At 49.1% G+C, this 11333-nt stretch carries 12 protein-coding genes; 11 read left to right on the top strand and 1 reads right to left on the bottom strand.

Annotated elements, in window-relative coordinates:
- Positions 1 to 458: 458 nt before the first annotated feature.
- The 11 genes from YWE_RS30475 to YWE_RS31970 all read left to right on the top strand — a co-directional run bounded on the left by YWE_RS30475 (position 459) and on the right by YWE_RS31970 (position 10583).
- The gene (locus YWE_RS30475; RefSeq protein ID WP_099044094.1) at positions 459 to 650 is read left to right on the top strand and encodes an IS1/IS1595 family N-terminal zinc-binding domain-containing protein; all 192 of its coding nucleotides are present in this window, start codon (positions 459 to 461) and stop codon (positions 648 to 650) included.
- Between the two features lie 226 nt (positions 651 to 876).
- Positions 877 to 1692 carry an LPS O-antigen chain length determinant protein WzzB gene (locus YWE_RS27470; protein WP_051323368.1) on the top strand — a complete coding sequence of 272 codons (816 nt, stop codon included), beginning with the start codon at positions 877 to 879 and terminating at the stop codon, positions 1690 to 1692.
- A gap of 12 nt (positions 1693 to 1704) precedes the next feature.
- The gene (locus YWE_RS30100; RefSeq protein ID WP_051323369.1) at positions 1705 to 1995 is read left to right on the top strand and encodes a hypothetical protein; all 291 of its coding nucleotides are present in this window, start codon (positions 1705 to 1707) and stop codon (positions 1993 to 1995) included.
- 1149 nt (positions 1996 to 3144) lie between these two features.
- On the top strand, positions 3145 to 3693 hold the full coding sequence (locus tag YWE_RS0115185; RefSeq protein ID WP_029095310.1) for a fimbrial protein: 549 nt from the start codon (positions 3145 to 3147) through the stop codon (positions 3691 to 3693).
- Positions 3694 to 3753: 60 nt separating this feature from the next.
- A complete protein-coding gene (locus YWE_RS0115190; RefSeq protein WP_029095311.1) occupies positions 3754 to 4470 on the top strand; it encodes a fimbrial biogenesis chaperone in 717 nt (238 codons plus the stop codon).
- On the top strand, positions 4445 to 5008 hold the full coding sequence (locus YWE_RS0115195) for a fimbrial protein (RefSeq protein WP_029095312.1): 564 nt from the start codon (positions 4445 to 4447) through the stop codon (positions 5006 to 5008). The genes YWE_RS0115190 and YWE_RS0115195 overlap by 26 nt, the downstream gene beginning before the upstream one ends.
- 7 nt (positions 5009 to 5015) lie before the next feature.
- Positions 5016 to 5753, top strand: coding sequence for a fimbrial biogenesis chaperone (locus YWE_RS0115200; RefSeq protein WP_036016237.1), 738 nt, complete (start codon positions 5016 to 5018; stop codon positions 5751 to 5753).
- Positions 5750 to 6514: a fimbrial biogenesis chaperone gene (locus YWE_RS0115205; protein ID WP_029095314.1), complete on the top strand. Its 765-nt coding sequence runs from the start codon at positions 5750 to 5752 to the stop codon at positions 6512 to 6514. The genes YWE_RS0115200 and YWE_RS0115205 overlap by 4 nt, the downstream gene beginning before the upstream one ends.
- 43 nt (positions 6515 to 6557) lie before the next feature.
- Positions 6558 to 9146 carry a fimbria/pilus outer membrane usher protein gene (locus YWE_RS0115210; protein ID WP_029095315.1) on the top strand — a complete coding sequence of 863 codons (2589 nt, stop codon included), beginning with the start codon at positions 6558 to 6560 and terminating at the stop codon, positions 9144 to 9146.
- Positions 9147 to 9202: 56 nt separating this feature from the next.
- Positions 9203 to 10354, top strand: coding sequence for a hypothetical protein (locus tag YWE_RS0115215; RefSeq protein ID WP_227659921.1), 1152 nt, complete (start codon positions 9203 to 9205; stop codon positions 10352 to 10354).
- A 43-nt stretch (positions 10355 to 10397) separates the two neighbouring features.
- A complete protein-coding gene (locus YWE_RS31970) occupies positions 10398 to 10583 on the top strand; it encodes an IS1/IS1595 family N-terminal zinc-binding domain-containing protein (protein WP_428829272.1) in 186 nt (61 codons plus the stop codon).
- Between the two features lie 511 nt (positions 10584 to 11094).
- Here the strand turns inward: YWE_RS31970 and YWE_RS0115220 are convergent.
- A complete protein-coding gene (locus YWE_RS0115220) occupies positions 11095 to 11268 on the bottom strand; it encodes an IS3 family transposase (RefSeq protein ID WP_099044059.1) in 174 nt (57 codons plus the stop codon).
- Between the last annotated feature and the right edge of the window lie 65 nt (positions 11269 to 11333).

Genomic DNA, 11333 nt, shown 5'->3' on the forward strand with positions numbered 1-11333 from the left:
TTTTTCTGGTGAATTTATTTTTAGTCAATGATTAGAATAATTTTGTTTTATTTTTGCCATCGCCAAGGCGTTAGTTTTTGACCTTTTTGATAATCATCATCTATCATGCTTTTTTGTGATTTTGACCGATTTTTATTGTGATTATGGATGGGGTTTTTGTTTTTTATATTTTTATTTGTGTGTTTATTGTGTGTTTTTTCTTATTTATCCAGGTTGGTTTGATGCTGTTTTCTCACCATCTATTTAATCGAAGACGATATTAAACCGGGCACCGTCGTCTATATGACCGGTGATCAAATGCAGGTGCAGGAGATCGCTGAGGGGCGTGTGGTAGCCAAATTGCACCAAGTTTCGGTCTGTGACAGAGGCATAAACCGATAACAGTCCTGAGGCAGAACGTGGTACTCGGCTACGGCAGGTAATTCACTTTTGACGAGCGATCAAGGAGATGATTGACGATGACGATATTACTTAAACGACAGCAATATCCGGCTTGCCCGCATTGCGATGAAAGTACTCAGGTTCGTAAGCATGGCCGAGCCCGTAGTGGTTTACCACGCTACCGCTGCGTCGGTTGTGAAACTACGTTTCAGACCAGATACATTTACTGGGCTTATCAAACGGACAGCAATGAGAGCGTCGGACGATAAACGACGGCGCGGAGTCACGACAGGGAGGGCGGGTAATGAGTGTGGCTGGTTTAGATATTGTGATAAGTATTTTTACCTTACTGGTGGCAGGGGTAATAGTAGCTATATTGTGGTTGCGCTCTTCCCTTCGAGGATGCTCTGCGTTTGCGCTATGCAGCACCGGTCAAGGTGTCGCTGTTCACTCTGGTCAGCAGCATTTATTGCTGATATCGGCTGAGGTATCACCATGAGTGAGATAAGTCAGAAACCGTTACATTCCCCGGTTGACTATACCCCGTCGGCGAGCGGGCCTCATCATCCATATGGGTATGATGAAATAGACCTGTTTGAATTACTCTTTCGGCTCTGGGACAAAAAGGGGCTGATTTTGATGGTCACCCTGGTTACCACTCTGATTGCGGGCACCTATGCGTTTACGGCCAAAGAGCAATGGACGGTAAAAGCTTATGTCTCTCCACCGAGAATGGCCCAGTTTGAGGATTATCTGGCGCTGAGGCGGGCCTTTGCCCGGGTGAGCGGCATTAATGCCGACGCACAGGCCATTGCTAATCATTTGTTTGGTCGGTTTACTGAGATGGTATCCAGTCCGAATGAAAAACTGGCTTACTTATCCGAAACGACGTATGTCAAACAGCAAACTGAATCGATGGAGCCGCAGGCTAAGCGCGTTTGGTTAACCGAGATGGCTGAAAAAGGGCTAGTGGCATCGCCGCCGGATGAAAAGAAAACCCTGCCTTATTTTATGCTGTCAGTGTCTGCAGATAATCCACAGACCGCTTTGACGCTGCTGACAGATTACATCGATCGCATTAATCAACGGGTGATTTCACTCGATGATGCGGAATTTCGTAATCATGTCGAAGCCATGATATTGGCGCGCCAAAAGGAACAGCAGGATATCGATTTTAGCCTGCAGGCCGACAGAACCAACCAATTGGCTAACCTGACTCGGTCGTACAGTACTGCCCAGCGAGCCGGAATTAAGGATTATTACGCTAATTCGACCAGCAACGGCGGAACCAAGATTGAGTTGGCCAATTAGGTACACCAATATATGCTGGGTGAGAACTTTCTGAGTGCGGAGATAAACAGTCTGACAGAGAGCCCGATTGTATATCCGGTGCGGTATCATGATATTACTCTGGAGCTGAGCCTGCTGGAGCCGCTACTTCAACAGCAGGTAACCGCGCAAGTATATCGTTATCAACTCACGCCGGGCGAAGATATGAAAAAAGACAAACCTAAGAAGGCGCTGATACTGGTATTAGGCGTGTTGCTCGGCGGCATGTTGGGTATCGGTACTGTACTGGTGATGGACGGTATTACCCGCTACCGCCGGAGTTAGCCTGAATGTGTCAGTATGGTTGAAGTCGTATAGCTAAGATCCAACGTTAACTGACAGGGTTCGAAAAATACTTCCATTGAAAAGAGTCCTTTGTCGGACTCTCCCCTAACGCTACCGCAGTATCGTTGACTTTTATTAAAATTGAAACATCAACATTAATTGGTTATCCGCTTAGCCAAAGATCCATCCCTATTTGCTAACGGGGATGCTTTTCTCTCCTAAGGCGAAAGCCTAATTCCTATAGACGGTAAATCTGTTGAACTCCTTTACGATTCCTGACTTATCACTGTTTATGCAACATATAAGTAAGTTTCTTAAGGGTAGAGTCAAAGATTAAAAAACAATCACACAATACATGTGTGTTTTTAATTTTAAAAGTCAAGTAAAACAAAGTGATATATTTATTGTTTATTAGTTTGACTTTACACTCATTTATATTAACTGACGTAAGTAAATATAGAAAATACAAATTATAACGATTGGTGAAACTTATTTACCATATGAAATTTAATTTATTTCACGTCAAGAATAATAGCTTGCTAACAATTAATTTATGGTTATTAAAGTGTGTTTTAAATTATTTAAATATTTTTTGTTAAGTTTTTTAATCTGATGTTTTATTATTAATTGAATTTAAAATCCTACGAAAAATGAATAAATGGTATAAATATCTATATTTTTTCTTTTAATTGAAATTAATCGTTGTCATGAGGCTATTGTCTGGTTCTATCATCCATTGAATTGGCATTTACCTAACATAAAAGATCGAGTATAGTTTTTTGAGTGGTTTTTATTGCTGTTTTCTTTTTTTTGTTTAAATGCGTTGGTAAATTTTGATTTAATTAGCCTGCTCTTAATTGATGCTGAATTTTGTATTTTTATAGTTATGGCCATTCAATGTAACTTGTTGTTTTTGCTTATGTATTTAAGCTTTATCTTTAGGTTGCTAACTGGGCGTATATATTAAATCGTAAAACTTCATCTATAAATCAAGAAACTTAAAACATGTTTTTATGTTTTAGTAATAAGCAAGCGTTGAGTATTTACACTCTATGGCAAGTCTATTTAGGGTTTTATTTATGGATGAATTTTGTAACACCTAATTCCGAATAATCGGATAAATCACCACTTAAAAAATAAGGATATATGATGCGTAAGAATTTATTGACTCTGGCTCCGGCTGCGTTGTTATTAATGGCTGCAGCAGGTGGCGCTCAGGCGGCTTCCAATGCCCAAATGACGATTACGGCTAACGTGGTTGCAGCCACGTGTGACGTCAGCCTGTCTACCACGAATTTGGATCTGGGTAACTATACCCCTAGCCAGTTCGGTGCGGTAGCAACGCCGATTGCCGCCAGCGTTAAGCCTTTCACCGTGGGCTTAAGTAACTGTCAGGCACCATTAGCTGCCGGTGATACTGCTGGTCTGGTGGTCTCTGGTCAAACTCTGGGCGGTAACCCGAACATGTTTAACACCACGGGTACCAATACCGGCATCATGCTGAGTCAAGTCTCTGCCCCGGCTGCGTATATCACCAACAATCAAAAACTGAACGTGGCGACTGCGGGCTCAACGCCTGCTGCTGGTGATTTCAATACCAAAACGCTGAGCCTACAGGCCGGTCTGGCATCAACGTCGACCACTGCAGATCTTGGCGCAGTAAGCGCACCGATTCTGTTCAGCTTCGCCTATAACTGATTTATCTAAGTGCACAAGCGGGCTAGATGGCCCGCTTTTTTAGCCTCAAGGAGCTGTAGAATGTCCCGTATCTTCCCGCTTTTTTTATTGATGTTGTCCTTATTCGCCCCGTCTTTCGTGGCACAGGCGGAAGGATTTGGTATTAATGCGACCCGACTGATTTACCCTCAGGGCGCGGCCAGTATCAGCGTGACGGTGCGTAATACCCTGACGGCAACACCTTATCTGGTCCAGACCGGCATAAGCCGTATACAGCACAAATATGAGTCGGCACCGTTTTCGGTCACGCCACCGCTGTTTCGTCTGGAGCCCAATAATACTAACCAAATTCGTATTGCGGCGCATAACCTGAATGCGCCGAATGACCGCGAGTCCGTGTTCTATTTTCATGCCAGCGCTATCCCGGCCAGCACCATACCAAGCTCCGATAATCAACGGGCGGGCGTGAGTGGCAATGTACAATTTGGCGTCGGCAATATCATCAAGCTGTTTTATCGCCCGAGCGGATTGCCATCATCATCCGTTGCAGCGCAGCGCGATCTGCAATTTTCCCGGGTGAACAACGGCATTAAAGTCAGCAACAATTCCCCCTATTTTGTCAGCTTCGCCAGCATTAAGGCCGGTGGTCAGGCTCTCAAGCTCGACAGTCCCGAGGCGTTGATGATCGCGCCCTTCAGCCATCATGTTTACCCGAGTTCAGTGACCAAAGGCGCGATTCAGTGGCAAACCATTAATGATGAAGGGGGCGTAAATGTCTTTAATCAAACCCTGCCGTAAGGTTGCCTTATTCGCCATAGCCTTGGGAATGCAAGGATGGTTTATGGCGGCGCCTCAGGCGGTGACGATCGACTTTTCTGCGATGCTGATGCCGGGGACCTGTACCTTCAGCTTGAGTCAAAGCACGCTGTCTCTGGGGACGGTCACTCACAGTCAACTGATCGCAGGTAAGCTGCTGAATATTGCCCCTTTCACCCTTAACGTTGTGGCGTGCTCGGGCAGCGATTCCAGCCTGACCCCGATGGTGAACATCACCGGGGAAGGCATGTTTCATGGCGGGAAGTGGCTGTTTCGAAGCAGTGACTCGGAGGCCAGTGGTATGGGGGTAATGTTAACCAGAACCGATAGTCCGCCGAATTACAACCAGGCCGAAGTTAAACATGGCGATGATATTCCACTGGCTGCCCGTGGAAGTGTTCCCCGCGATCAACAGATGACGTTTTACGCCGGTGTTACCTGCGGAAATGGTTCAGAGTGCACCACTCAAGGGTTGGGTGAATTGAAGGCCCGGGTGGTATTTAACCTGGAGTACCGCTGAGGTCACTATGCGAGATGTGCGTGCCTTTTTATCCACCGCCATCAGCGCCTTTTTGTTACTGCTGTTGGTGACCAAACTTGCCGTTGCGGCGGATGGCGGCGGTATCAGCCTGAGCCAGACTAGGCTGGTCTTTATGGCAACGGACAAAGCCCAGACGCTGACGGTCAAAAACAGTGATAAGCAAACCTATCTGATTCAGAGTCGGGTACAGCGCGCGCTGGATGATATGGCATCGGCCCCGTTTATTATCACGCCGCCGCTTTTTACGCTGGGGGCCGATAGTCGCCAGGCGCTGCGTATTTTACCGCAGGAGACTGCGGGTCTGCCCGCCGATCGTGAATCGCTTTTTTACCTCTCGGTATTAGGCATTCCGGCACAGGCTAAACAAAAGGGCGACAGCACGCAGGTCTCTATGGGGCTGCGCTTTATGATTAAGCTGTTTTATCGCCCTGCCGGGCTGACGTCGTCTCAGGATGCCACCGCCTGTGGCCTGACGTTCAGTGCGATACTACAGGGCGTGCGCGTGCACAATCCGACGCCTTACTACCAGACGCTGGGGAAGCTGGTGTTGAACCACGCCGCGATAAATCTGGATAAGCAGCCTTCGATGGTCGCCCCGATGAGTACCGAAACCTATTATTTCTCCGCGCCCGTGACGCAGGCTAAATGGCAAACCATCAATGATTTCGGCGGATTATCGGCTCAATGCCAGCAGGCGGTGTCATTTATCAAGGAAGTATCATGAGCATTGTCTTTCGCAAAAATATCATGGCCTTCGGGGTCTGCGTATTAGCCCTTTTTTCGTGCGTTGTGGGGGCGCAGGTCGTCCCGAACCCGCCCGGCATTTCGTTTTATGTGTTGCGGGTTATCTATCCCGAGACGGAGAAAAAAGGCGTCAGCTTAACCGCCTATAACAAGAGTGCCGCAGCGTATTTGATGCAGTCCTGGATACAGCCCGTCGATCCCGATACCGGGGATGTGACCATGACGACCACCGATCAGGTGACGATGCCGTTGATTGTCACGCCCCCGCTGGCGCGGCTGGAAGCCAACGGTGAACTGACGTTACGTATTCGGCGCAATGGCGAACCGCTGCCGACGGACCGTGAGTCGGTGTTTTTCATCTCGATGAAAGCCATTCCTGCCCAGCAAGAAAAGGATAAAAACGGTGCGGCGGGGCAGATGGCTCTCACTGTGGTGAGCAATATGAAAGTCTTTTTCCGCCCTGAAGGGTTAGCTAAACGCGCGGTGGCCAATGTGGCTGCGGAGCTGAGCTTTCGACGTGAAGGCAATGTGTTGATTGCCACCAATCCGACCCCTTACTGGATGACGTTTTCTCGGCTTCACATCGGGGCAACAGAAATGGACAAAGCCCAGCTTCGATTGATGGTTCCGCCTAAAGGCCAGCGTCAGTACCGCTTGCCAGAAGGTGCCAGCGGCAAGGTGAGTTGGCAATTAATTGATGAAGATGGCTGGAATACCCCTTTTCAACATCAAAATTTGTAATTGTTTGATATGACTTCTGACTTTCTTAATGGATATAAGAAAAATGAACATACGACGCGTTGAATTATCATTACTCCCCTCTCTGATGGGTGCCGCCTTATTGGCGGCGGCAACGCCGGCCAATGCGCGCGATTATTTCGACCCCGGCCTGTTGGCGCTGATGGGGGGGCAAGCGGCGACCACCGACTTAAGTGCCTTTGAGACCTCTGGCCATATTCCACCGGGAAATTATCTGGTGACCCTGTTTGTCAATCAGGTGGATTTAGGTCAACACCAACTGATGTTTCATACTGACGATACCGGAAAAACCGCACCTGAATTAACCCCGGCATTTTTGCATAAAGTGGGGGTGAATACACAGGTGCTGCCGGCATTTTCGGGGTTGCCGACGGATGTGCCTGTTAATAATCTTCAGGCGCTTATTCCGGAGGCGAGCGTCCATTTTGATTTTGCACAGCAGCGTTTAGATCTCAGCGTGCCACAGATAGCCATGCAGGCAAATACCCAAGGGGCGGTCGATCCGGCCTTATGGGACCATGGCGTGCCGGCGCTGTTGCTGAACTACAGCGCCAACGGCGGGCGGAACTGGCAGGATAGCCAATACGACGACGAGGGGAATAAGGTACAAACCAACCTGTTTACCAGCGTGCGCGGTGGGTTGAACCTGCAGGCATGGCGGTTACGCAGTGATATGACGTACACCTATAACGAGAGCCGCGGCGGTAGTCCGGCCCAGAGCCAGCGCACCCAGAACACCCAATTTACCAATACCTATGTGCAGCGGGATATCGCGGCCCTGCGCTCAGAGTTACTGGTCGGGGAAAACAATACGGAAAACGATGTTTTCGACAGTATCCCGTTTCAGGGGATGAAGCTCAATTCCAGTGACGATATGCTGCCGACCAGCCTGCGCGGCTTTGCGCCGGTCATCTCCGGTATTGCGCAAAGTAATGCCCGGGTTACGGTGAGCCAGAATGGCAACGTGGTGTATCAGACCTTTGTCGCCCCGGGGCCTTTTCGTATCAACGACCTGTACCAGACCGGGCAGGGCGGTGACCTGACGGTGACCATTACCGAAACGGATGGCTCGGTGCGAACCCAAACGCTGGCGCTGTCATCCCTGCCGGTGATGCGCCGTCCGGGCAGCCTCAAATATGAGCTGACCACCGGGCGCTACAACGGCGGCATCACCACAAGTTCGCAAGAGTCTGAGTTTGTGCTCGGCACGTTAATCTACGGCCTGCCGCATGACGTGACGGTATACGGTGGCGGGTTGATGGCAAAGGACTATACCTCGCTGGTGCTCGGCAGCGGTGTGTCGCTGGGGAGTTTGGGTGCCCTGTCGGCGGATATTACCACCTCAAGCACCACGCTGCCCGGTCAAGACGAGCGTCAGAACGGCAGTTCCTACCGGATCCGCTATGCCAAGAGTTTGCTGGAAACCGGCACTTCCATCGATCTGGCGGCTTATCGCTATTCGACCCGCCATTACTACAGCTTTTCCGATTTTAACAGCCAGGGCTATCAGCTGAGTGAGGGGCAGGTGCCGTGGGCGCTGGAGCGTCAACGCTCTAACTTCCAGGTGCAGCTTAATCAGCAGTTGGGGTCATGGGGTTCAAGCTATTTATCACTGCAACGCAATGATTTTTGGGGCAATGACAAGGTGATGAACACGGTATCGGCCGGCTATAACGGCAGCTACCGTGGCGTGAGTTACGGAGTGGCTTACAGCGTTAATCGGGTGAAAGGCGATGACGACTGGCCGGAAGACCGTCAGCTGTCGCTGAATATGCAGGTGCCGTTGAACCTGTTTAGCCCTTCGCCGTCGGCCAGACGCACGTATGCCCGTTACCAGATGACCCACAATAATCAGGGGCAGGTTCAGCAGCAGGCGGGGATCAGCGGCAGTGCGCTGGATGACCGTCTGTCTTATAGCGCGATGCAGGGCTGGTCAAATGGCCATACCGACAGCAGCAGCACGTTGAACGGCAGCTATCAGGGCAGCAAAGGGGCGGCCAATATGGGTTACAGCTACGGCAGCCAGTCGCGCTCATTCAATATGGGGGGCAATGGCGCGGTGGTGGTCCATCCGGGCGGCGTGACCCTAAGCCAAATGCTGGGCAGTTCAGCGGCTATCGTCAGTGCGCCGGGGGCGGGCGGCGTGCGGGTGATGAACGGCTATGTGCACACGGACAGCCGTGGCTATGCGGTAGTGCCTTATTTGTCGAATTACCAAAACAACAGTATCAACCTCGATCCCACCACCCTGCCGGACGATGTGGATCTCACGCAGTCCAGTCTGAATGTTTATCCGACCAAAGGTGCGGTGGTGATGGCGACCTTTTCGACCCGGGTCGGTTATCAGGCGTTAATCACGTTGGAACAACACAATAAACCGTTACCGTTCGGGGCATTGGTCACGGTGGAGAACGCCGGCGATGGTGACACCAATACTGGCATCGTCGGAGATAAAGGACAGGTCTATCTGAGCGGATTAGCAGAAAAAGGTGCGCTTAAGGTGAAGTGGGGCAGCAGTGCGGAGCAACAGTGTCGGGCGACATTTAATCTGAGTCAGACTGAGGCACCCTCAACCCATAACCCGATACGCACACTGACGGCGCGTTGTGAGTGAGGCTAAATATGCATCTGACATCATCAGTCACTAAACACAGTACGGAATATTATCGAATGAAAACATCAACAATCAACGGCCAAGACGCAAGGTCGGGCGGCTTATATCGAAAAGGGTATTTATACCTGCTGGCTTTACTGACCTTACTGGCCGGTATGGCTCAATCGGTTAAGGCCGAGAATATTACCATTACTATCGGCAAGGGCTCCGGTGTTATTTGGGAGGGGATGCCTTTTAGTGAAAAGATGACTGGGCCGATGGGGAATTCATATCTATATCCTAATAACGGTATGCTCAGCATAAGCTATTTCATTAGCACCTGTGGGTACCCCTCAGGGTTGGAAAATATTGCTGGCTATATGTCACGAAAAATAACACAAGGCGTGGGATTAATTCCTCGGGCCACGGCCACTGCCACCTACCTGCTGTACGACAACAAGACGACTGAGACTTTATCAGGCACCATTGGTTTACCCAAGACTGAGGGTAAAACATCCGGCAGTACCGCTAATGTAACGGTGACCAGCCCTACCGGATACGTGTGGTGTTTACCACCACGGATGACAGAAGATTCCCAATTCTTTAGATATTCTGGTAATAGAACCGTAAGTGTCTCAGGGACTTGGGTATTGGTGGCCGACGGTACTCAAGTGAATAGTGAGGCCCGCTTACACCCCATGTATTTTGGTAGTTATTCTACTTCTGGTTCAGGAAATCTCATAGTCCGTATTTTACCTAGTGATATTACATTGCGTATTTCGACACTCGAATGTACGGTCTCAACCCCAACCATGATTAATTTTGGCAACGTTCAGCACTCAACTCAGCCCAGGACTGAATTGGCCATATATCCGACATCATCAATAGTGACCTCGTGTTCGCAAGATGTTAATTACATTAATGCCAATATTAATCTGCAATTTAGGGCAGCAACCGGTTTATTTGGCGGTGAATCGACCCAGCTGTCTCTGGCGCAAGGTGGGGGGTATATCACCGGTGAAATTGATGGTGTGACGGGCAGTGGTGAATGTGACGCTAATACTGGAATACCCTTTGATAACACCCAACTTAAGATAGGTAATATTCTGTCAACGGAAAGTACCAAGGTTATCAGCAATAAGGTGATTTGGCGTTTGTGTTCGGGTGGTTCGGCCTTACCGGTAGGTAATGTGAGCGCATCTGCAGAAATGCTGGTGACGTTTAATTAACTCCCTCATTTTTACGTTTCGATCACGGAGATGATTGACGATGATGACATTACTCAGGCGACGGCAATATCCGGCTTGTCCTCATTGTAATAAAGGTACGAGGGTTCGCAAACACGGCACATCACTTTGTGGTTTTCAGCGCTATTACTGTGGTGAATGTCAGCGTGCCTTTCAGGGGAAATACATTTATCAGATTTATCAAACAGGCAGCAATGAGCGCATCGAGTGAGAGTTGAAGGCGGCAACTAAAGCTATCAATAATCAGATGATCAGGCTTTGTGTTCTGATGGTTCGGCCTTATCGGTGGGGAATGTGTGCGCCTCTGCGGAAATGATAGTGACATTTAATGAGTTATCGATAATCGATTATTGTCGTTGATCATTTTTTATCAACGGCTCGAATTATCTCGTCACCCCCGTGAAAACGGGGACTCAGGTTTAGCTTACAAGTTAACGCTTGTCTTAGGACTGCACCTCGTTTTCCAATTGGGGGGCGAAGAAGTATCCCCTCCCTCGTCATCCCCGTGAAAACGGGGATTCAGGTGTTAACTCACAGGTTAACTCTCGGCCTAAGGGTTGGACCCCGTGTATTTCAACGGGGTGACGGTTTGATGTATGACGGGCTTCGGTGCTGCTTTCCTTTCTTATGGGTGACGAAGAAGTATCCCCTCCCTCGTCATCCCCGTGAAAACGGGGATCCAGGTGTTAATTTGATCTGGTCTAGTAAAAGTTGACACCCCATTAAGCGGCAACCTCATATTCGTTGGGTGAAAGACCACCAAGATGAGTATGAGGTCGCCACATGTTGTAGTACTCAATAACATATTTACTGATATCTCGCTTCGCACTTTCCGCATCCGGATAGCAACGTTCTTTCACCCATTCCGATTTCAAGCTGCCAAAAAAACGTTCCATTACCGCATTATCCCAGCAGTTCCCACGCCGACTTTGGCTCAACTCAACGCCATTATCTTTAGCAT

The organism is Budvicia aquatica DSM 5075 = ATCC 35567, assembly GCF_000427805.1.
Taxonomy (GTDB): domain Bacteria; phylum Pseudomonadota; class Gammaproteobacteria; order Enterobacterales; family Enterobacteriaceae; genus Budvicia; species Budvicia aquatica.